Below are 23843 nucleotides of genomic sequence, written 5' to 3'. Positions count from 1 at the left end.
AACCGTGCAGTGGTGATGTCGCTGCGGACTGTCCGGGCATCAATCCGGGGGTAGGAATTTTCTGAATGCCTGGCCCTGCGAGCGCGTGACCGGTCACAAAAGCGCATATCCGATGGTGTGAATACGTGGTTAAACACCGTTTGTGTCTCAAGCGCGTTTTGACGTCGCCGATAGCCATTAGCGATTGGTTAGACAAGCCGCATCGCAGCGAGCGGCATCCGCATCACGCCACCGGGCGACCCTGCACTGCAGGTCGCACATGCACCATCTCAAGAGAACTTCCCAATGTTAGGCAACTTCAGAATTGGAACCAGGCTGATCGTGGCGTTCCTGATCGTCTCGGCGATCGGCGCATGCATCGGCTGGGTCGGCTATTCCAACTCCGGTCGTATCAGCGACCTGTCGACCTCGCTGTACCAGCGCGAGCTGCTCGGCCTGTCGAACGTGAAGGAGGCCAATATCAACCTCATCTACGCCGGCCGCGCACGCGCCAACCTGTTGTTGGCCAGCAGCGCCGAAGAGCGTCAGTCGCATGTGCAGAACATCGACAAGTACACCGCCAAGGTGGTCGACTACATGACGCGCGCGCGACCCAGTTTCCAGACCGAGGAAGGCAGGAACAAGCTGGCGCAATTCGACCGCGCCTGGCAGAAATATCTGGAAGAGCGCGGCCGCTTCATCGACGCCGCCAACCGCGAAGCCTTGCGCGACGCCAATCCGGAACTGGCCGAGTTGTCGCGCGCGGTACGCGCCAGTTCGGATGAAGTCGATAGCCTGATGACCGACCTGAGCGGGCTGCGCGAGCGCAGTGCCGCCTCGGCCAATGCCGAAGCCGGCAGCATCCACACGCGCAGCTCCCAGCTGCTGATCGCCATCATCTGCGGCGGCGTGCTGCTCGGCGCGATTCTCGGCGTGGTGATCAGCCGTAGCGTCACCGGCCCGATCCGCCGCGCGGTGACGGTGGCCAACGGGCTGTCCGAAGGCGATCTGACCATGCGCATCGACGTGCATGGCCGCGACGAGACCGCGCAGCTGCTCGAAGCGATGCGCACGATGGTGCAGAAGCTGTCGCAGGTGGTCGGCGAGGTCAACACCAGTGCCGAAACCCTGGCCAGCGCGTCGGAAGAAGTCAGCGCCACCGCGCAATCGTTGTCGCAGGCTGCCAGCGAACAGGCCGCCGGTGTCGAAGAGACCAGCGCCTCGCTGGAACAGATGACCGCATCGATCAGCCAGAACACCGAAAATGCCCGCATCACCGATGGCATGGCCACGCAGGCCGCCAAAGAAACCATCGAAGGCGGCGAAGCGGTGGTCGCCACCACCCAGGCGATGAAGCAGATCGCACAGAAGATCGGCATCATCGACGACATCGCGTACCAGACCAATCTGCTCGCGCTCAACGCGGCGATCGAGGCGGCGCGCGCCGGCGAGCATGGCAAGGGCTTTGCCGTGGTGGCCGCCGAGGTGCGCAAGCTGGCCGAACGCAGCCAGGTGGCCGCGCAGGAGATTGGCGAGGTGGCCAGTTCCAGCGTCGAACTGGCCGATCGTGCCGGCCGTCTGCTCGACACCATCGTGCCCAGCATCAAGCGCACCTCGGACCTGGTGCAGGAGATTTCCGCCGCGTCCGAGGAACAATCCTCCGGTGTCAGCCAGATCAATTCGGCGGTGGTGCAGCTGAGCCAGACCACCCAGCAGAACGCCAGTGCATCGGAAGAACTGGCCGCCACCGCCGAGGAAATGAGCGCGCAGGCCGAGCAGCTGCAGCAGAGCATGGCGTTCTTCCGCCTGGGCGGGCAGGGGCCTGCGAGCACCCCGCCCAAGCGCGGCAAGGTGGCGACCGCAGGCCCGGCACGTGCGCCCGGTACGCGCGGCTGGCGCAGCACCGCGGCGCCGGCCTATGCGATGTCCGAGGGCCCGGACGAAGGCCAGTTCGCCCGCTTCTGAGAGACCGATCGATGACTGCACAGACCCCCGATGTGATGCCTGGCGACGCCGCTGCGGCAGCCCAGTACCTGACCTTCCAGCTGGATGGTGAAATCTTCGCCATCAGCATTGTTGGCATTCGCGAAATCATCCAGTACCGCGCGCCCACGCCGGTGCCGTCGATGCCGGCCTGCGTGCGCGGGGTGATCAATCTGCGCGGTGCGGTGGTACCGGTGGTGGACCTGCAGGCGCGGCTGGGGCGTGCCGACAGTGCGATCAGCAAACGCAGCTGCATCGTGATCCTGGCCACCGAACAGGCGCAGGGACCGCAGGTGATCGGGATGCTGGTCGATGCGGTCAACGCGGTGATCGAACTGGCCGATCAGGACATCGAAGCGGCGCCGTCATTCGGCACGCATATCCGCCGCGACCTGCTGCGCGGCATGGGCAAGGTGGGCGAGCGCTTCGTGGTGCTGCTGGAGATGGACCAGGTGCTGCAAGTGGATGAGATTGCCGGCAACACCGATGCCTTGGCAGCCTGAGCCCGGCCAGGCGCAGCCCACCAACACCGCTGCGGACTCGCCGGGCGGCTGCCCGCCACGTGTGATCGACCATTGAAGGAAGCGGGCGCGGATGTATGCACTGCATCCGCAACCGCAACGACTGCAGCCGGACACCGGCATCGACCACGCCGCCCGAGGCCGCGTGGCCGGGGCGATCCGCGCGCTGGTGACCGACCTCCTCAGACCTGGGTGTGGTCTGCCGCTCAGTCCTGCCGATGCCAGCCATCGAAGCGACGCACGCAGTTGCGTCCCTTGCCGATCGCGCCCTGCAGGGCGTGCCGTGCACGCGCCAGCAAGGCGTTGCTGTCGAGCGACGCACCGGCTGCCACCTCGACCAGGCCGGCGCTGATCGTCAGTGCACCGGCTGGCCAGCGTGCCGCTTCGATCGCCCTGCGCACGGCCTCGATCATTTCCATGGCCTCGGTCGCCGCTGTCTCCGGCACTGCGACACAGAGCTGGTCGCGGCTCAACCGCGCCACCGTGGCGGTCTCCGGCAGCTGCGCTTCGATCATCCTGGCAGCCTGGACCAGCGTGGCGTCCGCTGCTGCCGTTCCAGCCTGCAGCTTCAGCCGCTTGAAGCCGTCCAGGTCGATCAGTGCCAGCGCAAGCGATGGCGACGCGGCCGTCTCCGATCCCTGTGCCAGCGTCTGCAGTGCCTGCTCCAGGCCGGCGCGATTCCACACGCCGGTGAGGTCATCGCGCAATGCGTCCAGCTCGACCAGTCTGGCCGCACGCTGCAACTCGATGGTGTTGACGACCTGCCTGGCCAGTGCCTGCAGTGCGTCGCGCTCGGCGACCGACAGGCGGCGGGGTGTGCGATCCAGCACGCACAGCGTGCCCAGCGCGATCCCGTCGGAGGTCAGCAGCGGGGCGCCGGCATAGAAGCGGATCTGCGGCTCGCCGGTGACCAGCGCGTTGCGCACGAAGCGCGCATCCAGCTGGGTGTCGCCCACTTCCATCACATGATCGGGTTCGAGGATGGCGTGGGCACAGAACGACAGCTCGCGCGGGGTTTCACTCGGCGCCATGCCCAGCTTCGACTTGAACCACTGGCGCTGCGTGTCGATCAGCGAAATCAGTGCCATCGGCGTACGGCAGACCGCCGCCGCGATCGAGGTGAATTCGTCGTAGACCGGCTCCGGAGCGGTGTCCAGAAGCTGGTAGTCCTGCAGTGCAGCCAGGCGTTCGTCTTCGTTGGCCGGTACCTGCGCCGCTACGGCGGCATCGCCTGGCAACAGCGTCGCGTGGAAGAGTTGCAGCGCGGACGCATCAGGAATCTGCATACGAAGACCACCGGAACAGGGCGCCGTCAGGCGAGGGAGGTGTGCGTGCGGCGAGGGCGTGTCGCAGCCCATCGCGCGCGCTGGTTGGCGTAGGCCTCATCCACCCCGGCGGATGACGGCTGTCGCCGATCTTGCCACATCGGGCAGGGCGGAGCAGCGCCAGCGAACCCGCGCTGAGGCGCTGCGAAACCGCCCTGCTCGGCAGGTCATTCGCCCTGGCCGGCGTTGCCCTTGGGGCGGCGGGTCTGTTCGTCATGGACCTGCAGGTCTTTCTGTCCGGGGCGCTGCTTGGCGGCCTCATCCTGTTTGCGATCCTGCTGGCTCTCCGAAACACCGTGCTGGTTGTCGGCGGCCTTGTCGGGCTGGCTCTGCTTGTTGTTCATGGCTTGCGTCCGGCGTGATGATGAGACGGACGTTAGCGCGCACGATGTGATCCCGGCGACATGGCCGTGACCGGCACCGGCACTGCACTGGCCGACGCGCTCCCGATGCACACGCCCGACACGAAAAGGCCCCGGAAACATGGCGTTTCCGAGGCCCTACGGTTGAAGCAATGGTGGAGCGGAAGGGGATCGAACCCTCGACCTTCGCGATGCGAACGCGACGCTCTCCCAGCTGAGCTACCGCCCCACGTGTCCTGATTCTACCCACATGTGGCGCGATTCGCCAAGCAGGCCGGCAGCCTGGATCGCCGCCCGAAGGCGCGATCCTGCGGCAATCACTCGCGGACGAGCGGGAACTTGAGGTCCGGATTCTTGGCCTTCCATTCCTTGTACGACACCGACCCTTCCCAGGCGGCGAAGGCCTTGGGCGTGCGGCCGCGGCCGGACCAGGTCTCGCCGGTGTGCGGCAGTTCGTACTTCGGCTTGACTTCGCTGCGGCCGCTCTTGACCACGTCCTTGCGTGCAGCAGTGGTGCCCAGGTAAGCGGCAATATCGTTGCGCTGCTTGGTGTTGAAGTGGCCGGCAAACTGTTCCAGCAGCGAGACGATGGTGGCATGCGCAGAGGATGCCTCGCTGGCGCGCTCGGTCTTTTCCTGTTCTTCCAGCTTCTGCAGCTCGTCCAGCAGCTTGGCTTTGGCTTGTGCGATGGAATCCAGTTTGGAAGTGGTATTGCTCACAGAGGTATAGCCTCGGAATAAGTGGTGGAGACGTTGCCCGATGGACACGCGTCATTATGGCATGTGGCCCGGGGGCGGCCGTTGCGCGCGCGCCTGCAGATAGTGAGCAGGCCTTTCACAGGGCCTGTTCGCGCGTTCGCGGTGTCTGGCGAGGCCGCCGAAGATGCTTGCGCACACGGCGACCCCGGCCGTAACGATACAGCAGCAGGCCAGGCGAGATGACACATCCATGCAGTCCTGGTCAGACACTGACCGCTTCGTGACCAGAACATGTCCTGGTGGACTGCGCCAGCTTCGATGGCGCGAGCTCCATCTCAGATGCGGCGATCGACGGGGATGCCGCTGGCGTGTGCGGTCGGATCCACAGGCTGCGCCGTGGAAGTGAAGCTGGCTGAAAACCGTCTGCGCTTTGCCCGCCTCGCGACGGGCGCATGGAGGCGTGATCTCAGGACCGCTGCACCACGTCACTGCGTCGCAGTGTCTTCCAGCAGTGGCGTCAGCTGCGCTTCCAGGGCGTGGCGGCGCCATTGTCCCAGCGGTGCAGGCCAGCTGCGTTGCTCGATCAGGGTTTCCAGATGCCGGCGCGAGGCCAGGATGCCGTCGGGCAATCCCAGCTCGCGGCTGCGCTGGGCCACCGCATCCTGCAGGCGCTTGAGCACGGCCTTGTTGCCGTCGGTGGCGGCCTGCGCCAGCGGCGCGTGCTCCTCGTCGGGCAGCGGCGTGTTCAGCGCTTCCCATACGGCGGCGGCGAGCTTGCGCGGCGCCTTGGGGAACTTGTCGAACTGACGCAGCAGGGCGTCCAGATCAGCCGGCGGAAACCGTGCCAGCTGGCTGGCCAGTTCGTTGTCCAGGATCCAGCTGCGCGGGCGATCGCTCTGACGCGCCTGCAGGTCGCGCCAGCGCAGCAGGCGCAACAGGCGACGTTGCGCCGCCGGTTCCAGGAACTGCGCGGTGCGCAGGCTCACATGCGGCCAGCGCTCGCCGTCGTCGTGCTCCACCGTGGCGAGCAGGCGCTCGGCATCTTCGGCCAGCCAGCCCAGGCGATCCTGCTCGGTCAGGCGACGGGTGAGTTCGTCGTGGATGGCGAACAGGTAGCGCACATCGTCGGCAGCGTATTCCAGCTGCGCCGGCGACAGCGGGCGGCGCATCCAGTCCGAGCGCGTCTCGCCCTTGCTCAGCAAGGTGCCGGTCACTTCCTGCACCAGTTTCTGATAGCCCATGCCGCCACCCACACCCGCCAGCGCGGCGGCGATCTGGGTGTCGAACAACGGCCGCGGCAATACCCCGCACGCGCATTTGAAGGTGACCAGATCCTCGCTGGCGCTATGCATCACCTTGACGATGTCGGTGGCGGTCAACCACGCCTTTAGCGCCTCGTTCATGCCCGGGATCAGCGGGTCGATCAACAGGATCTCCTCGCCGATGGCCATCTGCACCAGCGCCAGTTGCGGCCAGTAGGTGCGTTCGCGAATGAATTCGGTATCCAGGCCAATGCGGGACGGACGCGACGCCTGCAGGCGTTCGGTCAGCTCGGAGGGGTGGGTGATCCAATGGGGCACGTGATTTCCGTCGACAGCGAGGGTTTGCGCAGAACGCGCAGAATAGCCTAACGTCGCGATCGCCTGTCGTGCGGCAGAGCACTGGAAGGAGCAGGTGGTGGGTGAGTGCGGTAACCGGATCGCAGCATGGGCCTTGCTCGCGCTAGGCGTGTGCGCCTGTTCGCGGACACCGACGCCGGCGCCTGTCGCGGCGCCCCCAGCTGCCGCCGCCGCGCCGTCGAGCCAGCCGAATGTGTCCATCGGTGGCGAGGAATCCGCCGAGACCGTGGCGCAATGGCAGCCACCGCCGGTGGACCTGGGCGACGAGACGCTGGCACAGGCGCGCAAGCGCGCCGACCAGGCATTGCAGGATGACCGGCTGTATCGCAATGCGGACGACGCGATTCCGCTGTACCTGGCGATCCAGCAGCGCGCCGGCGGCAAGGACGCGGCCAGCCGGCGCGGGCTGGAACAGGCGCGGCGTCGCTTGATCGAGCTGGGCGAAGCGCTGATCGAGCAGACCGACCGCCAGGACAGTGCACTGGAACAGGCGCGTGAGCTGGCCATCGTGGCGCTGGCGCTCGCTCCGCAGGATCCGAAGGTGCGTACGCTGCAACGCGCGGTGGAAACCGCGCAGCGGGTGCTGAGCTTCAACCGTGCCGGCGAGGAGGATCTGCGCGGCGGCCGCCTGGGCGAGGACGGCAACGGGGCGCTGGTGAACTTTCGCGATGCGGCGCAGCTGGATCCGGACAACCCGCGCACGCGCCAGGGGCTGGCTGCGGTGGAAAGCGGACTGCTGGCACGCGCCGAGCAGGCCGCAGAAGCGAGCGACTTCATCGGCGCGCGCTACTGGTTGCAGATGGCCGGGCAGGTACGTGAGCGCGCCCCGACCATTGCCGACGCACGTGCGCGCATCGAGCGCATGCGCCGTGCCCAGATCGCCGCCTTGCACGACGCCGGCCTGCACGATCTGACCTCCCCGCGCGGCCTCAAGGCGGCCGGCGAGACCCTGGCCGAAGTGCTGCGCATCGCCGACCCGGGCGATGCGGTGGCCGGCGATCTGCGGCGTCGGCTGGAATTGGCCACCCATTACGGCAGTTTCCGCCCCGGGCAGGTGTTTACCGACGGGCTCAAGGTCGGCGGGCGTGGTCCGCAGATGATCGTGGTGCCGCATGGCGCGTTCCAGATGGGCGCAGGCGATGCCGAGCCCGGCGCTTCCGACAACGAGCGGCCGTCGCATTACGTGCGTTTCGCGCGCGGCTTTGCGTTGTCGATCACCGAAGTGACGGTCGCCGAGTTCCGCCAGTTCGTCGAGGCGACCGGCGCCCGCCCGCGCGCCACCCGGCGCGGGCATTCGGTGGTGTACGACGAGCGCAGCGGCAACTTCATCCGCCGCAGCGGTGTGGATTGGCAGTCCGACTACAACGGCGCGCAGGCCGCCCCCAACAGCCCGGTGATGCACGTCAGCATCCGCGACGCCGAAGCCTATGCGAGCTGGCTGTCGGAACAGACCGGCCGCCACTACCACGTGCCCAGCGAGGCCGAATTCGAATACGCGGTGCGCGCCGGCACCACCGGGCGCTATCCCTGGGGCAATGCCGGCTCGCCGCCGCTGGATGCGGGCAACTTCACCGGCGGCAACGATGTCTCGCGCAGCGGCCGGCACTGGAACAATGGCTTTGTCGGCTACGGCGATGGCTTCTGGGGCCCGGCGCCGGTCGGCAGCTTTCGCGCCAACGCCTGGGGACTGCACGACATGGGCGGCAACCTGAGCGAGTGGGTGGCCGACTGCTGGCATGCCAGCTACCGCCGCGCGCCGGCCGACGGTGCGGCGTGGTTCAACCCCGGCTGCCGGCAGCGCATGATCCGCGGCGGCAGCTGGGCCAATTCGCCGCAGCAGACGCGTGCGGCCTGGCGGCAGTCGCAGGATTCGGACAGCACCAGCGCGCGGATCGGCTTTCGCCTGGCGCGCGGCATCTAGGGCGCAGTTGCATTGCCGCTGCGCATGCGCGGTCTGCGCCCGCATGGCCAGTGATCGCCGATCGCCATGTTGTGTGCCATACCCGCGTCTCGGGGCACGACATCGACGACGACGTGCACGGTCTTCCGCGTCGCGGCGGCCACACACCGAGGTGAGCGCGCTGGCTTAACCGCAGCGAACACCGACCGTGATCGCGCTGGAACCGGTCACCCTGGCCGCGGTCCAAGCGCCAGCGCTTGCGAGGATTGCGGTGATGGGCTGGGGAATCAAACTGTTTCGTTGGGTCGTCGCACTACTGCTGATCGGCGGCAGCGGCTACGCCGTGGCGCGGCATCTGCAGGACGGAAATACCGCCGGGCATTACCGCTCGGTGGAGGTGCTGCGTCCGGAAGGCACGCCGAAGGCCATGGTGGTGCTGTTGCCCGACAGCGGCCATGCGCAGGACGGCCAGCGGCTTGCCGAGATGCTGAGCAACGATGGCGCGCTGGTCGCGGTGATCGACACCGCCAGCTATCGCGAACGCGTGCGCGCGCATCATGCGGCCTGCAGTTCCCTGGCCGACGATGCCGAACGCTTGGGCAAGAAGTTGCTGCGCGCCGAGCATGTCGACGCATTCCTGCCGCCGGTCCTGGTGGGGCAGGGCGATGGCGCGGTGCTAGCGCGGCAGGCGCTGGCCTCGGCCGCGCCCGACGTGCTGGGTGGCGCGGTTGTCGCCGATGGCGGCGCCAGCACTGGCGGCCTGGCCTGCGCACGCGACATGCCCGATGCCAACCAGGGCTTCCTCGACGATCTGGTCGACGCTGCCAGCCCCACGCAGATCGCTGCCGCCACCCGCGGCCATTTCCTCACGGCCCAGGCGCACGGTGTGGGCGATCTGCCGCTGGTCGAACTGCATGCGCCCGGCAGCGACCGCATGGTGGTGATGCTGTCCGGCGACGGCGGCTGGCGCGAACTGGACAAGGGCATCGCCGCGCAATTGCAGCAGCAGGGGGTGTCGGTGGTGGGCTGGAACAGCCTGCGCTACTTCTGGGCGAGCCGCACGCCGCAGCAGGTCGGGGCGGACCTGGATCGGGTGATCGCAAGCTATCGGCAGCGCTGGCATATCCAGCACGTTGCCTTGGTGGGCTACTCGTTCGGTGCCGATGTGCTGCCGTTTGCCTATCCCGAGCTGTCGCCGCAGCAACGTGCATCGGTGCAGTTTGTCAGCCTGCTGGGCCTGGCCCATCAAGCCGATTTCAAGGTGCGCGTCGGTGGCTGGCTGGGCTGGCACAACGATGCCGAGCGTGATGTGGAGCCGGCGATCCAGTCGCTGGACGCGCATCGCCTGCAATGCATCTACGGCGATCAGGAAAAGGACACGTTGTGCCCGGAGCTGCGCGCGCGTGGCGTGCAGGTGGTGGCGCGTCCGGGCGGGCATCATTTCGACCACGATCCGGTGGTGCTGGCCGGGCTGCTGCTGCAGGGCTGGCGGCAGGCGGCGCAGACGCCCAGTCACGGATAAAAAGCGTGCGAGGCCTGCCGGCGGGCATGCGGAGCGGTCGGTGGCGCGTTGAAGGGCCCGCCCCAGGTGTGGCCCGCCCGGGTAAAGCGGGTGACGCCGCATCGGCGCTCCCTCTGTCCCAATCCACGACGATGCGGGGGCGACCTCGGTAGGCGCATCGTCGCCGCGGCACTGCGATGCGTGTGTCCTTGGCGATTGCCCGCGGCAACCAGGCAGCACGCGTGGTTGCCGCCCTCAGTCCTCGTTGCCTGGCTCGACCCGCACTTCGATGCTGCCATCGGCCAGCTGCGCACGCAGGCGTTCGCCGGCGCTGACTTCGGCGGCGCTGCGCACCACGCTGCCATCGGTGGGGCGGGTCACGATGGCGTAGCCACGCGCGACGGTGGCGAGCGGGCTGACCGCTTCCAGCGAGCGTGCCAGGCTGCGTAGCCGCAGCTGGTCGTGCTGCAGGCGCCGCTGCATCGCTGCCTGCGGATGCAGTGCACGCAGCCGTTGTTGCAGCGTGGCCAGGTCGCGTTGCGGGTTGTGCGCCTGCAGGCGCGCCTGCGACCGTTGCACACGCGCCTGCAGGCGCTCCAGCACCTGGGTCAGGCGCGCGCGCAGCTGGCGTCCGGCATCCTGCTGGCGGCGTTGCAGCAGCCGCAGCCGCGCCTGCGGACTGTGTGCACGCAGGCGCAGGGCGAGCCGGTCGGCGCGCTGCATCGCAGTGGCCAGCGCATGCTGCTGCAGCTGGGCCATGCGCGCATGCGCGCGCCGCACGCGCGCAACCAGCTCGCGCTGATCGGGCACCAGCAGTTCGGCCGCCACCGACGGCGTGGGCGCACGCACATCGGCCACGAAATCGCTGAGGCTGAAGTCGGTCTCGTGCCCGACCGCCGACACCACCGGCGTGCGCGTGGCGGCAATCGTGCGGGCCAGGCGTTCGTCGTTGAAGGCCCACAGGTCTTCCAGCGAGCCACCACCACGGGTGATCAGAATGACGTCGTAGCGCCCGGACGCATCGGCGCGCTGCAACAGCGAGGTGATCTGCGCAGCGGCGCTGTCGCCCTGCACCAGCGAGGGCAACAGGTCCACTTCCAGCAACGGAAAGCGGCGCGCCAGGACGCTGAGCACGTCGCGTACCGCCGCGCCGCTGGGCGAGGTGATCACCGCCAGCCGCCGCACATGCGCCGGCAACGGCTGCTTGCGCTCGGCATCGAACAGGCCTTCGGCGGCCAGGCGCGCACGCAGTTCGTCGAAGGCGCGCCGCAGGGCGCCTTCGCCGGCCTCTTCCATGTGGTCGAGCACCAACTGGTAGTCGCCGCGCGCTTCGTACAGCGTCAGGCGTCCGCGCGCGAGCACACGCAGGCCTTCGCGCGGCTGGAACTTCAGCCAGGTGCTCTTGGGCTTGAACATCGCGCAACGGATCTGTGCGCGCGCGTCCTTGAGCGTGAAGTACAGATGGCCCGAGGACGGGCGCGTGACGCTGCTCAGCTCTGCTTCCACCCACACCAGCGGGAAGCTGCCTTCCAGCAGGTCGCGCGCGAGCGTGTTGAGCTGGCTGGGGGTGAGGATCTGTTCGTTGCGGTCGGCCATCGCCGCATTATCCCGCAGCGGCGATGCGCATGCGTGAGCGTATCCGGCGCAAAGCTACAAACCGTGTTGCGCCAGCGCCCAGCCGACGTGTTCGCGTACCAGTTCCGAGTCGTCGTGGCGGCGCGCCTCCAGCGCCGCCAGCACCTCCGGCGTGCCGGGCGCATTGCCCAGGCCGACGGCGATGTTGCGCAACCACCGCTGATGGCCGCTGCGGCGGATCGGGCTGCCTTCAGTGCGGCGCAGGAATTCGTCTTCGTCCCAGGCGAACAGTTGCGGCAGCGTTGCCACATCCAGCTCGTTGCGGGCGCGGAAATCGGCTTCGTCGGTGCGCTGGGCGAACTTGTTCCAGGGGCAGACCAGCTGGCAGTCGTCGCAGCCGAAGATGCGGTTGCCGATCGGCTTGCGCATCTGCTCGGGAATTGCGCCCTCGTGCTCGATGGTGAGATAGGCGATGCAGCGGCGCGCATCCAGCCGGTACGGGGCGATGATGGCCTGGGTCGGGCAGATGTCGATGCAGCGCGTGCAGGTGCCGCAATGCGCGGTGGCCGGGGTGTCGATGGGCAAGGGCAGGTCGAGGTAGATCTCGCCCAGGAAGAACCACGACCCGCCCTTGCGATCGATCAGGCAGGTGTGTTTGCCGATCCAGCCCAGGCCCGCGTTACGCGCCAGTGCCCGCTCCAGCACCGGCGCCGAATCGACGAACACCCGATAGCCGAATGCGCCGACTTCGCCCTGGATGCGCTCGGCCAGTTTCTGCAGCCGGTTGCGCATCAGCTTGTGATAGTCGCGCCCCAGCGCGTACCGCGCCACGTACGCGCGGCTGCCGTCGTGCAGGGTGTTCCAGGCTTCGCTGTCGTCCTTGCGGCCGTAGTCCATGCCCACCGACAACACGCGCAGGGTGCCGGGCACCAGCTCCTGCGGGCGCGAGCGCTTGTCGCCGTGCTGGGCCATCCAGTGCATGGTCCCGTAAAGGCCTTCTTCCAGCCAGCTGCGCAGGTGTCCCTCGTCTTCGCCCAGCTCGATGCCGGTGATGCCGCAGCGCTGGAAGCCCGCCTCGCGCGCAAGCGCACGGATGCGCGCAGCAGCGTCGGTGGGGTCGGGACGGGCGAGGACGGCAGACATGGCGACAAGTATAGAATTCCCGGCATGTACGCACCGCTCGATCTTTACGACACCGCCGCCGCGCGCAGGCTGGACACGCAAGCCACCACGCTGCTCGGCGGCGACGGCTATACCTTGATGCAACGCGCCGGGCAGGCCGCCTGGCAGGTCCTGCTGGAACGCTGGCCACGGGCACGCCGCATCGTGGTGGTCTGTGGCACCGGCAACAACGGGGGCGATGGCTATGTGCTGGCACGCCTGGCGCAGCGGGCCGGGCGCCAGGTGCAGGTGGTGCATCTTCCCGGGCACGGCCCGGCCGCGCCGCTGGCGCAGCGCGCCTGCACCGACTATCTGGGCGTGGGCGGTGCGATCGACCTGTTTCCATCTCCGCTGCCGCAGGCCGATGTGATCGTCGATGCGCTGTTCGGCATCGGCCTCAACCGCGCGCCCGACAGCGAGACCGGCGCGTTGATCGATGCCATCAACGCCGCCGGCGTGCCGGTGTTTGCGCTGGATGTGCCCAGCGGCATCGATGCCGATCACGGCGTGGCCTTCGGTGCCGCGGTGCGCGCGGACGCCACCTTGCAGTTCATCGTGCCGCACGTGGGGCTCTACACCGGCGATGCGCTGGAGCATGCGGGTACGCGCGCAGTCGCATCGCTGGACGTGCCGGATGCGGCATTCGACGGGCTGACGCCGGCCGCGCACAGCTGGGACATCGACGCCCTGGCCGCGCAGTTGCGCCCGCGCCGACGCAATACGCACAAGGGCGAATCCGGGCGCGTGTTGTGTGTCGGCGGCAACCTCGGCAGCGGCGGGGCGATCATGCTGACCGCCGAAGCGGCCTTGCGCAGCGGCGCCGGGCTGGTGCAGGTCGCCACCCGCGCCGAGCATGTCGCGCCGCTGCTGGCGCGCTGCCCGGAAGCGATGGTGCGCGCGCTGCAGGCCGGCGACGACATCGCCGCGCTGGCCGATGCGGCCGACGTGGTCGCACTGGGGCCGGGCCTGGGCCAGGACGCCTGGGCGCAGCCGTTGTGGCACAACGTGTTGGCGTCTGACAGTGCCGTCGTCATCGATGCCGATGGCCTGAACCTGCTGGCCGCCAACCAGGTGCCGACGCGCGGCCCGCGCGTGCTGACCCCGCATCCGGGCGAAGCCGGCCGTCTGCTGGGGATGTCGACCGGGCAGGTTCAGCACGATCGGCTGGCTGCCGCAGACGCCTTGGCCAAACGTTTCGATGCCGTGGTGGTGCTCAAGGGCGCCGGCAGCGTGATCGCCGCGCCGCACGCAGTGCCGCGCATCATCGACGCCGGTAATCCGGGCATGGCGGTCGGCGGCATGGGCGACCTGCTGACCGGCGTGATCGCCGCCTTGCTGGCGCAGGGTTGGTCGCCGTTCGATGCGGCAAGCCTGGGTGCCCTGCTGCATGCCTGCGCCGGCGATGCGGCTGCGCGCGCGGGCGAGCGCGGCCTGCTGCCGACCGATCTGCTGCCCGAGCTGCGCCGCCTCGCCAATGCCGGAGCCATTGCATGAGCCAACTCAGCGCACACCTGGCCGATGCGCAGGCCACCGAAAGCCTGGGGCAGGCCCTGGCCGCGGTACGGCCCGCCCGCGCGATGGTGCAACTGCACGGCGATCTCGGCGCAGGCAAGTCCACACTGGCGCGTGCGCTGCTGCGCGCACTCGGTGTCACCGGCCCGATTCGCAGCCCCACCTACACCCTGGTCGAACGTTATCCGCTCAGCACCGGCGACGAGGCCTGGCACCTGGATCTGTACCGCATCGGACAGGCCGGGGAACTGGATTTTCTCGGGCTCGACGAGGGCAGCGCGAGCCTGTGGCTGGTCGAATGGCCCGAGCGCGGCGCGGGCGCGCTGCCGCCAGTGGACCTGGACGTGGAACTGGCGGTCGATGGCGAGGGCCGCAGCGTCACGCTGCTGGGCCGCAGCCAAACCGGGCGCGACTGGCTGACGCGGCTGTCAGGCCTGCCGCAGTTGCAGCGTCTTTTTGCCGGCTCACAACAACAATGAACGCCAGGTTGTGGATTATTAAGGGAAATCACCTTGCAATTCACACGCTCGGGTGATTGAATCCAGCGCCATGACACCGGGGTTCCGCCAGTTCTGTGTTTCCGCCCTGACCGCCAGCCTCAGCCTGGCGGTTTTTGCTGCGTGGGCCGGCGAAATCAAGGGTGTCGGCATCAGCACCGGTGCCACCGGCACGCGTGCCGAGATCCAGCTGGCCGGCAGCGGCGGATTCAAGACCCTGTCGCTGGCCAACCCCAATCGCCTGGTGGTGGATTTTCCCGATTCCTCCGGTGTGCGTGGCCTCAAGTTGCCGCCCGCAGCCGGCCTGGTGACCTCGGTGCGGACCGGCCAACCGGTGCCGGGCACCTTTCGGGTGGTCTTCGAAATAGCGACGCCGGTCACGCCGTTGAAGCCGCAGATGCAGACGCTGGGCAGTGCGTCGACCCTGGTGATCGAGTGGCCGGGCGATTCGCCGGTCTCCGCCGCCACGGTGGCCGCCAACACGACAACACCTGCGACGCCGCCGCCGCGCCCGGCCAATGCACAGTCCGAGGCGGCCCGCGCGACCGCTGCGTTGGCGGCGTCTGCGCAGCGTGCGTCGGTGGTGCCGCCTGCGCCGGCGCCCGCACCGTATGTCCCTGCCTCGGCCATGCCCAGCGTGACCCCGGCGCCGGTACCGACGACGGTGGCCACCGGCGTGCCGACACCGCGTCCAGGCACGGCCGCGGTAACCACCAGCACGTCCACGCCAGCCGGCACTGCCGGCAACCCCTCCAATCGCACTGTCGCCACCGCCGGTACGTCGCCAGCACCCGCGATGACAGGCAACCCCGCATCGCCGGCTGCCATCTTGAATGGCGGCAATGCGCCGATGGGCGTCGCGTCGGGTAATGCCGTGACTGCCACACCGAATACCGCCGGCGGCGTTGCCGCGGCGGACAGCGATGACCTGCCGCCGCGTCCGGTGCTGCCCAGCGAGGCCTCGCGGATCAAGATGGCACCCGGAATGCGGCCGCTGATCGTTGCGATCGATCCGGGACATGGTGGCCAGGATCCGGGCGCCATGGGCCCCACCGGCAAGCGCGAAAAGGATGTCACCCTGGCCGTCGGACGTGAACTGGCGCGCCAGATCAACGCCACGCCCGGCATGAAGGCCTACCTGACACGCGATACCGACGTGTTCATTCCGCTGCCGATGCGCGCGCAGAAGGCACGCGCCGCCAAGGCCGACATCTTCATCTCCATCCATGCCGACGCTGCCGAGAATCGCAGTGCGACCGGCTCGTCGGTCTATGTGCTGTCGACCAAGGGGGCTTCCTCGCAGCGCGCGCGCTGGCTGGCCGACAAGGAAAATGCCGCCGACTTGGTCGGCGGCGTGCGTCTGCAGCAGACCGAAAGCACGCTGGCCAATGTGCTGCTGGATCTGGCCCAGAGCGGCCACATGAAGGCCTCCGAGGATGCGGCAGGGCACGTGCTCGGCGGCCTCAAGCGGATCGGCAACAACCACAAGCCGCAGCTGGAACGCGCCAACTTCGCGGTGCTGCGCACCTCCGACATGCCGGCGATGCTGGTGGAGACCGCCTTCATTTCCAATCCGGACGAAGAGCGTCGCCTGATCGACCCGGCCTACCAGCGCAAGATCGCCGCGGCCGTGCTGGATGGCATCGATACCTTCTTCACCCGCCAGCCACCGCCAGGCACCCTGTTTGCCGCGCGCGCGCAGGCCGAAGCCGATGCCGGCGTCGGCACCGTGGCCGGCGGCAGCCGCTGAGCCGCTCGGCTATCATTCCGCACTGATTCCTTGATGACGGCGCCCGTGCGCCGCCGGATTGCCGTGCCGACGTCTGCCTTACCTGTTACACCCTCGATGCGCGTGGACCTTTGCGTCCGGCACGAGCGCCTGCGCTGATGGCGATCCGTCAGCTCCCCGAGATCCTGATCAACCAGATTGCCGCCGGCGAAGTCGTCGAGCGGCCTGCGTCGGTGGTCAAGGAACTGGTCGAAAACGCACTCGATGCCGGTGCCACCCGCGTGGATATCGAGCTGGAAGAGGGCGGCGTGCGGCTGATCCGCATCCGCGACAACGGCGGCGGCATCACCCCCGACGAACTGCCGCTGGCGGTGTCGCGGCATGCCACCAGCAAGATCGCATCGCTGGACGATCTGGAGACCGTGGCCACGCTCGGTTTTCGTGGCGAAGCGTTGCCGTCGATCGCCTCGGTCAGCCGTTTCACCCTGATTTCGCGCCGCCACGATGCCGAACATGGCTCCGCGCTGGAGATCGACGGTGGCCGCCTGGGCGAGGTGATGCCACGTGCACACGCGCCCGGCACCACGGTCGAAGTGCGCGAGCTGTTCTTCAACGTACCGGCGCGGCGCAAGTTCCTGCGTGCCGAGCGCACCGAGCTGGGGCATATCGAAGAGTGGCTGCGTTCGTTGGCGTTGGCGCGGCCCGATGTGGAGTTGCGGGTTTCGCACAACGGCAAACCCTCGCGTCGCTACAAGCCGGGCGACCTGTATTCGGATGCGCGGTTGGGCGAAACCCTGGGCGAGGATTTCGCGCGACAGGCCTTGCGCGTCGATCACAGTGGCGCCGGTCTGCGGCTGCACGGCTGGGTCGCCCAACCGCATTACTCGCGCGCCAGTACCGACCAACAGTATCTTTACGTCAACGGCCGCTCGGTGCGCGATCGCAGCGTCGCGCACGCGGTCAAGATGGCCTATGGCGATGTGCTGTTCCATGGCCGCCAGCCAGCCTACGTGCTGTTCCTGGAGCTGGATCCGGCGCGCGTGGACGTCAACGTGCATCCGGCCAAGCACGAGGTGCGTTTCCGCGAGGCGCGGCTGATCCACGACTTCGTCTACCGCACCTTGCAGGACGCGCTGGCGCAGACGCGCGCCGGCGCGATGCCCAACAGCAGCGCTACGGAAGGCACCGGCGATGTCGGCGCGGTGCCGGGGAGCATGCTCGATCGTCCAGGCTACGGAAGCGGAAGCAGTAGTGGCGGCGGTGGTGCCGGCTACGGCCAGTGGACGCCATCGCAGACCCCGCTGGGCCTGCGCGTGGATGAGGCGCGTGCGGCCTACAGCGCGCTGTATGCGCCGCCGCCCAGCGGCGCGCAGCAGCAGTCGGCACGCTTGCCCGAGGGCTCGGGAATGGGCTTGCCGGCGACTGCCGCAGACAGCGGCGTGCCGCCGCTGGGCTATGCCGTGGCGCAGTTGCACGGCATCTACATCCTGGCCGAGAACGCCGAAGGCCTGATCGTGGTGGACATGCATGCCGCGCACGAACGCATCGGCTACGAGCGGCTCAAGAACGCGCACGACAGCATCGGCCTGCACGCGCAACCGCTGTTGGTGCCGATGACGCTGGCGGTGGGCGAGCGCGAGGCCGACACCGCCGAGCGCGAAGCCGACACGCTGGCCAGCCTGGGCTTCGAGGTCACCCGCGCCGGCCCGCAATCGCTGCACGTGCGCAGCATTCCCGCATTGCTTGCCAACGCCGACCCCGAGGCGCTGTTGCGCGATGTGCTCGGCGACCTGCGCGAACATGGCCAGAGCCGGCGCATTGCCGGGGCGCGCGACGAGCTGCTCTCCACCATGGCGTGCCACGGCGCGGTGCGCGCGAACCGGCGCCTGACCTTGCCGGAAATGAACGCACTGCTGCGCGATATGGAAATCACCGAGCGCTCGGGCCAATGCAACCATGGTCGGCCGACCTGGGCACGGTTTACGCTGGGCGAAATCGATCGCTGGTTCCTGAGGGGGCGCTGATGGCTGCATTGCACAGGGGGAACCGCTGGCTGCTCGGCATGCTGGTGTGTGCGGCGCTGGCCGGCTGCGGCAAGGACGCACCGCCGCCGGCGGCACCGGCCGCACTCGACAAGGCCTTCCTGGCCGACAACGCCGCCTGGCGCGAAGCGCGCCTGACCGAGCTGCGCGCGCCCGATGGCTGGACCAGCCTGGTCGGCCTGCACTGGCTGTCGCTAAAGGCGCACTACATCGGCAGCAGTGCCGACAGCGGCATCAGGCTGGCGGTCGGGCCGCCCAAGCTGGGCATGGTCTCCACCGAGGCCGACACGGTCTGGTTCGTGCCCGAGCGCGGCGCGGCACTGAGCGTCGATGGCAAGCCGTTGACCGGCCGGATCCGCTTCCAGTCCGATCGCGACCGGCAGCCGACCTTCATCCATTTCGATGGCGGCAAGGGCGTGTTGAGCCTGATCCATCGCGGCGACCGCAACGCGCTGCGGGTCAAGCATGCCGACGCGCCGTCGCGCAGCCACTTCGCCGGGCTGGAGTACTGGCCGGCCGATCCGTCCTGGCGCATCAGCGCACGCTATGTGCCCAACGATGTCGGCAAGACCATTCCGATCGTGGACATCGTCGGCATCAGCAGCGAGCAGCCCAATGCCGGGGCCATCGCCTTCGAGCGCGATGGCAAGGCGTATCGGCTGCAGACCATCGGCGAGCCGGGGCGGCCGATGTTCGTGGTGTTCGCCGACCGCACCAGCGGGCACGGCAGCTATCCGGCCGGGCGCTTCCTGGACCTGGACGTGCCCGACGCCTCCGGGCATGTGGTCCTGGATTTCAACCGTGCCTACAACCCGCCGTGCGCGTTCACTCCGTTTGCGACCTGTCCGCTGCCGCCGCCGGAAAATCGCATCGACCTGGCGGTATCGGCAGGCGAGAAAACCTACAAGGTGCCGCACTGACGTGGAGACAGCGACGTGGTAGAGGCAAGCATGCGCACCCGGCTGGCCACCTGGTGCTGCGGCGCGGTGATCGCGCTGGGGCTGTGGGGCGGGGCAGCCGCGCCGACCTGGGCACGTGCCGGCCACGACACGCCTGCCGGTCCGCCGGTGCCGTTGTTGTGGAAGGTCGATGGCAAGGGCGGCACGCTGTATCTGCTGGGCTCGTTCCATGTGCTCAAGCCCAGCGATTACCCCTTGTCGCCGGATGTGATGCAGGCATTCGCCGAGGCCGACCGGTTGGTGTTCGAATTGCCGCCGTCCGATGCGCAATCGCCCGAACTGGCCGGCCGCATGCTGCAGGCGGCGCGGCGCAGCGACGGGCGTCGCCTGCAGGACGTACTCGATCCAAAGACCTGGCAGGCGCTGACCAGCTACGCACGCAAGCGCGGGATGCAGGTGGACAGCTTGCAGCCACTGGAACCCTGGTTCGTGGCGTTGACGATCAGCCTGGCGGAGATGAGCCGGCAAGGTATGGATCCGGCTGCCGGCCTGGACCATTACCTGATGGCGCAGGCGCAAGCCCAGGGTAAACCGGCCGATGGGCTGGAGCGCGCCCAGGAGCAGATTGCCTTGCTCGACGGGATGTCGCCCACCGAGCAGCATCAGCTGCTGGAAGAGGCGCTGGACGACGCCGGCACCACCGATCAGCTGCGTCAGTTGCACGCGGCCTGGCGCAATGGCGATGTGCACACCCTGTCCACGCAGATGGCCGAGCAGATGCGGCAGCACTATCCGGCGCTGTACCAGGACATCAATGTCGAGCGCAATGCGCGCTGGGTGCCGCGGCTGGAACAGCGGCTGGGCAAAGGGAGCGGGACCACGCTGGTGGTGGTCGGTGCGCTGCATCTGCTGGGAAGCGATGGAGTGGTCGAGCGCCTGCGCGCGCGTGGGTACCACGTGGAGCGGATCTGCGCGGCCTGCGCGGAGCAGGCTGGCCGCTGACTGGCGGCGCCGTGGAGCGTCTCACGCTCCAGGCGCCGCGCTTGCGTTACCCGCGGTTGCGGGCCTTGCCGGTGGTGCCGGCGCTACCGGCGGCAGTGCCGTGGGTGCCGGTGCCCATCGGGCCGCTGCCCATGCCGCTCGCCCCCGGCGGCGTACCAGGGCCGCCCGGACGCCCGAAACCGGCGCCGAAGTTGCGCTGGAACTCCTGCCACAACTCCAGGTTGCGCTCGGTCAGCTGGTTCATCATCGCCCACGGGGTCTGCCCGAGCAGGTTGCCCATCTGCTGGCGGAACTGCTGCTGCTGGTCCAGGAACACCTGCATGCTGCGCTCCAGGTAGTTGCCCATGAAGCCCTGCAGCGAGTCGCCGTAGAAACGGATGATCTGGCTCAGCAACTGGGTCGACAGCATCGGCTCGCCGTCCTGTTCACGGTCGGCAATGATCTGTAGCAAGACGGCGCGACTGAGGTCTTCACCGCTCTTGGCGTCGCGTACTTCGAATTCTTCGCCGTCGATGATGAGCTGGCGCACATCTTCGATGGTGATGTAGCTGGAGATTTCCGTGTCGTAGAGACGGCGATTGGGATACTTCTTGATGATGCGAAGTCCGGCCATGGAACGTTCACTCACAACGATAGTGCGCGCAGGATGGCGCACCGCAGCAGCCCTTGCAACCGCCGCAAGGCCTTATTTTCTTAAGCGGACACCAAAAAAATGCTGCGCAGCATGATTTTCAAGGCTTTTTCATGCTGCATCGCGAAGTTGCAGCAAACGTTACCAGCCCATGTGGTGGCCGCCATTGATATCCAGATTGGAGCCCGTGATCCAGGCGGCCTCTTCCGCCACCAGGAAGGCCACCGCATAGGCGATTTCCTCCGGGCGGCCCAGGCGGCCGGTAGGGATGTCGGCGACGATCTTGGCGCGCACCTCTTCCGGGACCGCCATCACCATGTCGGTGGCCACATATCCCGGCGACACGGTATTGACGGTCACCCCGAACGCGGCATTTTCGCGTGCCAGCGAGATGGTGAAGCCGTGCATGCCGGCCTTGGCGGCCGCGTAGTTGGCCTGCCCGTACTGGCCCTTCAGGCCGTTGATCGAGCTGATCTGGATCACCCGTCCCCAGCCGCGCTGGCGCATGCCTTCGATCACCGGACGGGTGACGTTGAAGACCGAGTTGAGATTGGTGTTGATGACGTCATGCCATTGTTCGGCGGTCATGCGATGGAAGGTGGTGTCGCGGGTGATGCCGGCGTTGTTGACCAGAATTTCGATCGGCCCAAGCGCTGCCTGGACTTCTTCGACCAGGGCGCGCGCATGCTCGGAAGACGCCACGTCGCCGCGGAACAGGGCGATGTCGTAGCCCTGGCCCTGCATGCGCTGCTGCCAGGCCTGAGCTTTTTCGGCATTGCGGAAGTTGCTGGCCACCCGGTGGCCCTGGTCGGCCAGGCGCTTGCAGATGGCGGTGCCGATACCGCCGGTGCCGCCGGTGACCAATACGACGCGAGATGTCATGACGACTCCAATGGACAGAAGAAAGACTGCGGCGGTCAGGGCACAGGCGCGCTGCCTGGCCCGACGCCGGTGCTGGGGCGCAATTTTAGTCACGCCGAGGCGGTGATGCGCGTCCGTTGGCATCCAGATGCAGCTGCCGGGGCAACCGCTGCGGCAAAAAATGCTGCACCGCATGCTGCAGCACGGTGTCAAGCGCGGCACGGCGCGGCAATGCCGCCGGATCCTGTCCCAGGACCGCCCAGGCGGCGTGCAGCGCAGGTTGTGGGTCTGCATCGTCGAGCGCAGGCGCGGCGTGCGACTTGGACAGCTTGCGGCCGGCGTGGTCCAGGATCAGCGGCAGGTGCAGATAGCGTGGCTGCGGCAGGCCCAGCGCGCGCTGCAGCAGCAACTGACGTGGGGTGGAATCGAGCAGGTCGGCGCCGCGCACGACATCGGTGATGGCCTGCGCGGCATCGTCGACCACCACCGCCAGCTGGTACGCCCAGTAGCCGTCGGCGCGGCGCAGCACCACGTCGCCGACATCGGCATGCACGTCCTGCACCACGTGGCCCTGCAGCGCGTCGTCGAAGCCGACCGGTGGCTGTGGCGGCACCCGCAGGCGTACCGCGCGGCGGGCGCCCAGCGGCGCCACGCAGGCATGGTGGATGCCGCCCATGCCGGCAAGATCGGCGCGGCTGCAGCTGCATTCGAAGGCCAGTCCCGCCTCCAGCAAGCTGGTGACGGCGGCGTCGTAGTGCGCGTGGCGGTCGGATTGATACAGCACCGGCAGGTCCGGGCGCAGGCCGAAGGCGGCCAGGGTGCGCAGTTGACGTTCGCAGGCGCCGGGCTCGGCGCGCGGTGGATCGATGTCTTCGACGCGCACGCACCACTGACCACCGGCGTGCCGCGCGAGCAGCCAGCTGCCGAATGCCGCCAGCAGGGAGCCGAAGTGCAGCGGGCCGGTCGGGGAGGGCGCGAAGCGGCCGCGGTAGAGGAGGGCTGGCATGATCGGCTGAATCGTCGGTCAGGTGATCGCTTGATTTCAAGCGCTGACGACCGCAGATCCGCTGCAGGTCATCCTGCTCGCGTGGAGTCATCGCACCATGTTCAACCGCATTTTCCTGTTCCTGCTGACCAATTTTGCGGTGTTGATGCTGGCCGGCATCGTGATGTCGGTCGCGGGCGTCAATCCTGCGCAGATGAGCGGCCTGCTGGTGATGGCGGCCGTGTTCGGGTTCGGCGGCTCGTTCATCTCGTTGCTGCTGTCCAAGTTCATGGCCAAGCGCAGCACCGGTGCGCAGGTGATCACCGAGCCACGCACGCCGACCGAGCGCTGGTTGCTGGAGACGGTGCGCCGTCAGGCCCAGGCGGCCGGCATCGGCATGCCGGAAGTGGCGGTTTACGACGGCCCGGAAATCAATGCTTTCGCCACGGGCGCCAACCGCAACAATGCGCTGGTCGCGGTGTCCACCGGGCTGCTGCAGAACATGAGCCAGGACGAGGCCGAGGCGGTGCTGGGCCATGAAATCGCACATGTCGCCAATGGCGACATGGTCACCATGGCCTTGCTGCAAGGCGTGCTCAATACCTTCGTGATCGTGCTGGCACGCGTGGTCGGCGGCATCATCGATAGTGCCATGTCGGGCAACCGCGATGGTGGCCGCGGCTTTGCCTACTACATCATCGTGTTCGTGCTGGAGATGGTGTTCGGCCTGTTCGCGACGATGATCGCGATGTGGTTCTCGCGTCGCCGCGAATTCCGCGCCGATGCCGGTGGTGCGCAGCTGGCGGGTCGCGGCAAGATGATTGCCGCATTGGAGCGCCTGTCGCTGAACCACGGCCAGAGCACCTTGCCCTCGCAGGTGCAGGCCTTCGGCATCTCCGGCGGTGTGGGCGACGGGCTGCGCCGGCTGTTCCTGAGCCACCCGCCGCTGGCCGAGCGCATCGCCGCGTTGCGTGCCGCCAACGGTGCGGCGATGTAAGACGGCGCTGCCAGATGCCCGCGTGGCGCATTGGTTCACGCCAGCCGACAAAAAACCCGCAGTA

Annotated in this window: 20 protein-coding genes and 1 tRNA gene; 11 read left to right on the top strand and 10 right to left on the bottom strand. The window is 68.0% G+C overall.

Annotation, left to right across the window (positions count from 1 at the left end; genetic code table 11):
• The first annotated feature begins 285 nt into the window (after nucleotides 1-285).
• Both H7A87_RS11650 and H7A87_RS11645 read left to right on the top strand, forming a co-directional pair.
• A complete protein-coding gene (locus tag H7A87_RS11650) occupies nucleotides 286-1944 on the top strand; it encodes a methyl-accepting chemotaxis protein (RefSeq protein ID WP_119128645.1) in 1659 nt (552 codons plus the stop codon).
• Between the two features lie 11 nt (nucleotides 1945-1955).
• Complete coding sequence (locus H7A87_RS11645; protein ID WP_119128646.1) at nucleotides 1956-2465, top strand: chemotaxis protein CheW; 510 nt, start codon at nucleotides 1956-1958, stop codon at nucleotides 2463-2465.
• Nucleotides 2466-2689: 224 nt separating this feature from the next.
• On the opposite strand, the gene H7A87_RS11640 is transcribed toward H7A87_RS11645, so the two are convergent.
• From H7A87_RS11640 to rnd, 5 genes are all read right to left on the bottom strand, one after another.
• A complete protein-coding gene (locus H7A87_RS11640) occupies nucleotides 2690-3769 on the bottom strand; it encodes a sensor domain-containing diguanylate cyclase (RefSeq protein ID WP_119128647.1) in 1080 nt (359 codons plus the stop codon).
• 206 nt (nucleotides 3770-3975) lie between these two features.
• On the bottom strand, nucleotides 3976-4152 hold the full coding sequence (locus H7A87_RS11635; RefSeq protein WP_164739860.1) for a hypothetical protein: 177 nt from the start codon (nucleotides 4150-4152) through the stop codon (nucleotides 3976-3978).
• Between the two features lie 171 nt (nucleotides 4153-4323).
• Nucleotides 4324-4399: transfer RNA gene (locus H7A87_RS11630), tRNA-Ala, on the bottom strand.
• An 88-nt stretch (nucleotides 4400-4487) separates the two neighbouring features.
• The gene (locus H7A87_RS11625) at nucleotides 4488-4889 is read right to left on the bottom strand and encodes an H-NS family nucleoid-associated regulatory protein (protein ID WP_104649055.1); all 402 of its coding nucleotides are present in this window, start codon (nucleotides 4887-4889) and stop codon (nucleotides 4488-4490) included.
• 464 nt (nucleotides 4890-5353) lie between these two features.
• Nucleotides 5354-6448 (bottom strand): ribonuclease D, encoded by a 1095-nt coding sequence (rnd, locus tag H7A87_RS11620; RefSeq protein ID WP_104649054.1) that lies wholly within the window; start codon nucleotides 6446-6448, stop codon nucleotides 5354-5356.
• Nucleotides 6449-6545: 97 nt separating this feature from the next.
• Here rnd and H7A87_RS11615 point away from each other — a divergent pair, with 97 nt between their 5' ends.
• Both H7A87_RS11615 and H7A87_RS11610 read left to right on the top strand, forming a co-directional pair.
• Entirely contained in the window at nucleotides 6546-8408 is a 1863-nt protein-coding gene (locus tag H7A87_RS11615) for a formylglycine-generating enzyme family protein (RefSeq protein WP_164739861.1), read from the top strand.
• A gap of 253 nt (nucleotides 8409-8661) precedes the next feature.
• Nucleotides 8662-9909 (top strand): virulence factor, encoded by a 1248-nt coding sequence (locus H7A87_RS11610; protein ID WP_119128860.1) that lies wholly within the window; start codon nucleotides 8662-8664, stop codon nucleotides 9907-9909.
• A 234-nt stretch (nucleotides 9910-10143) separates the two neighbouring features.
• On the opposite strand, the gene xseA is transcribed toward H7A87_RS11610, so the two are convergent.
• Nucleotides 10144-11484 (bottom strand): exodeoxyribonuclease VII large subunit, encoded by a 1341-nt coding sequence (gene xseA / locus H7A87_RS11605; RefSeq protein ID WP_119128648.1) that lies wholly within the window; start codon nucleotides 11482-11484, stop codon nucleotides 10144-10146.
• Between the two features lie 54 nt (nucleotides 11485-11538).
• Nucleotides 11539-12606, bottom strand: coding sequence for a tRNA epoxyqueuosine(34) reductase QueG (gene queG / locus H7A87_RS11600; RefSeq protein ID WP_119128649.1), 1068 nt, complete (start codon nucleotides 12604-12606; stop codon nucleotides 11539-11541).
• 24 nt (nucleotides 12607-12630) lie between these two features.
• Between queG and H7A87_RS11595 the strand changes: the two genes are divergently transcribed.
• From H7A87_RS11595 to H7A87_RS11570, 6 genes are all read left to right on the top strand, one after another.
• Nucleotides 12631-14118 carry an NAD(P)H-hydrate dehydratase gene (locus H7A87_RS11595; protein ID WP_119128650.1) on the top strand — a complete coding sequence of 496 codons (1488 nt, stop codon included), beginning with the start codon at nucleotides 12631-12633 and terminating at the stop codon, nucleotides 14116-14118.
• Nucleotides 14115-14615 carry a tRNA (adenosine(37)-N6)-threonylcarbamoyltransferase complex ATPase subunit type 1 TsaE gene (tsaE, locus tag H7A87_RS11590; protein WP_119128651.1) on the top strand — a complete coding sequence of 167 codons (501 nt, stop codon included), beginning with the start codon at nucleotides 14115-14117 and terminating at the stop codon, nucleotides 14613-14615. The genes H7A87_RS11595 and tsaE overlap by 4 nt, the downstream gene beginning before the upstream one ends.
• Before the next feature lie 70 nt (nucleotides 14616-14685).
• Nucleotides 14686-16383, top strand: coding sequence for an N-acetylmuramoyl-L-alanine amidase (locus tag H7A87_RS11585; RefSeq protein WP_119128652.1), 1698 nt, complete (start codon nucleotides 14686-14688; stop codon nucleotides 16381-16383).
• A 137-nt stretch (nucleotides 16384-16520) separates the two neighbouring features.
• Nucleotides 16521-18386, top strand: a complete 1866-nt coding sequence (mutL, locus tag H7A87_RS11580; protein WP_119128653.1) for a DNA mismatch repair endonuclease MutL — start codon at nucleotides 16521-16523, stop codon at nucleotides 18384-18386.
• Complete coding sequence (locus H7A87_RS11575; protein ID WP_180496643.1) at nucleotides 18386-19324, top strand: DUF1684 domain-containing protein; 939 nt, start codon at nucleotides 18386-18388, stop codon at nucleotides 19322-19324. Before mutL ends, H7A87_RS11575 begins: the two co-directional genes overlap by 1 nt.
• Nucleotides 19325-19354: 30 nt before the next feature.
• Complete coding sequence (locus tag H7A87_RS11570; protein ID WP_119128655.1) at nucleotides 19355-20305, top strand: TraB/GumN family protein; 951 nt, start codon at nucleotides 19355-19357, stop codon at nucleotides 20303-20305.
• Between the two features lie 46 nt (nucleotides 20306-20351).
• Here H7A87_RS11570 and phaR read toward each other — a convergent pair whose 3' ends face one another.
• The 3 genes from phaR to gluQRS all read right to left on the bottom strand — a co-directional run bounded on the left by phaR (nucleotide 20352) and on the right by gluQRS (nucleotide 22803).
• Nucleotides 20352-20918 carry a polyhydroxyalkanoate synthesis repressor PhaR gene (gene phaR / locus H7A87_RS11565; protein WP_104649045.1) on the bottom strand — a complete coding sequence of 189 codons (567 nt, stop codon included), beginning with the start codon at nucleotides 20916-20918 and terminating at the stop codon, nucleotides 20352-20354.
• Between the two features lie 159 nt (nucleotides 20919-21077).
• Nucleotides 21078-21818, bottom strand: coding sequence for a beta-ketoacyl-ACP reductase (locus tag H7A87_RS11560; protein ID WP_104649044.1), 741 nt, complete (start codon nucleotides 21816-21818; stop codon nucleotides 21078-21080).
• Between the two features lie 85 nt (nucleotides 21819-21903).
• Nucleotides 21904-22803 (bottom strand): tRNA glutamyl-Q(34) synthetase GluQRS, encoded by a 900-nt coding sequence (gluQRS, locus tag H7A87_RS11555; RefSeq protein ID WP_119128656.1) that lies wholly within the window; start codon nucleotides 22801-22803, stop codon nucleotides 21904-21906.
• 97 nt (nucleotides 22804-22900) lie between these two features.
• Between gluQRS and htpX the strand changes: the two genes are divergently transcribed.
• The gene (gene htpX / locus H7A87_RS11550; RefSeq protein WP_119128657.1) at nucleotides 22901-23779 is read left to right on the top strand and encodes a protease HtpX; all 879 of its coding nucleotides are present in this window, start codon (nucleotides 22901-22903) and stop codon (nucleotides 23777-23779) included.
• The last annotated feature ends 64 nt before the right edge of the window (nucleotides 23780-23843 follow it).

It is taken from the genome of Xanthomonas sp. CPBF 426 (assembly GCF_903989465.1).
GTDB classification, from domain to species: Bacteria; Pseudomonadota; Gammaproteobacteria; order Xanthomonadales; family Xanthomonadaceae; genus Xanthomonas; species Xanthomonas euroxanthea.
The sequence above is the reverse complement of the archived record's forward strand: the minus strand, read 5'-3'. Positions and strand labels throughout refer to the sequence as shown.

What these genes read in the sequence shown, in the direction of transcription:
- H7A87_RS11650 (WP_119128645.1), top strand. Translation starts at nt 286, where the DNA reads ATGTTAGGCAACTTCAGAATTGGAACCAGGCTGATCGTGGCGTTCCTG.
- H7A87_RS11645 (WP_119128646.1), top strand. Translation starts at nt 1,956, where the DNA reads ATGACTGCACAGACCCCCGATGTGATGCCTGGCGACGCCGCTGCGGCA.
- H7A87_RS11640 (WP_119128647.1), bottom strand. Translation starts at nt 3,769, where the DNA reads ATGCAGATTCCTGATGCGTCCGCGCTGCAACTCTTCCACGCGACGCTG.
- H7A87_RS11635 (WP_164739860.1), bottom strand. Translation starts at nt 4,152, where the DNA reads ATGAACAACAAGCAGAGCCAGCCCGACAAGGCCGCCGACAACCAGCAC.
- H7A87_RS11610 (WP_119128860.1), top strand. Translation starts at nt 8,662, where the DNA reads ATGGGCTGGGGAATCAAACTGTTTCGTTGGGTCGTCGCACTACTGCTG.
- xseA (WP_119128648.1), bottom strand. Translation starts at nt 11,484, where the DNA reads ATGGCCGACCGCAACGAACAGATCCTCACCCCCAGCCAGCTCAACACG.
- queG (WP_119128649.1), bottom strand. Translation starts at nt 12,606, where the DNA reads ATGTCTGCCGTCCTCGCCCGTCCCGACCCCACCGACGCTGCTGCGCGC.
- H7A87_RS11595 (WP_119128650.1), top strand. Translation starts at nt 12,631, where the DNA reads ATGTACGCACCGCTCGATCTTTACGACACCGCCGCCGCGCGCAGGCTG.
- tsaE (WP_119128651.1), top strand. Translation starts at nt 14,115, where the DNA reads ATGAGCCAACTCAGCGCACACCTGGCCGATGCGCAGGCCACCGAAAGC.
- H7A87_RS11585 (WP_119128652.1), top strand. Translation starts at nt 14,686, where the DNA reads ATGACACCGGGGTTCCGCCAGTTCTGTGTTTCCGCCCTGACCGCCAGC.
- mutL (WP_119128653.1), top strand. Translation starts at nt 16,521, where the DNA reads ATGGCGATCCGTCAGCTCCCCGAGATCCTGATCAACCAGATTGCCGCC.
- H7A87_RS11575 (WP_180496643.1), top strand. Translation starts at nt 18,386, where the DNA reads ATGGCTGCATTGCACAGGGGGAACCGCTGGCTGCTCGGCATGCTGGTG.
- H7A87_RS11570 (WP_119128655.1), top strand. Translation starts at nt 19,355, where the DNA reads ATGCGCACCCGGCTGGCCACCTGGTGCTGCGGCGCGGTGATCGCGCTG.
- phaR (WP_104649045.1), bottom strand. Translation starts at nt 20,918, where the DNA reads ATGGCCGGACTTCGCATCATCAAGAAGTATCCCAATCGCCGTCTCTAC.
- H7A87_RS11560 (WP_104649044.1), bottom strand. Translation starts at nt 21,818, where the DNA reads ATGACATCTCGCGTCGTATTGGTCACCGGCGGCACCGGCGGTATCGGC.
- gluQRS (WP_119128656.1), bottom strand. Translation starts at nt 22,803, where the DNA reads ATGCCAGCCCTCCTCTACCGCGGCCGCTTCGCGCCCTCCCCGACCGGC.
- htpX (WP_119128657.1), top strand. Translation starts at nt 22,901, where the DNA reads ATGTTCAACCGCATTTTCCTGTTCCTGCTGACCAATTTTGCGGTGTTG.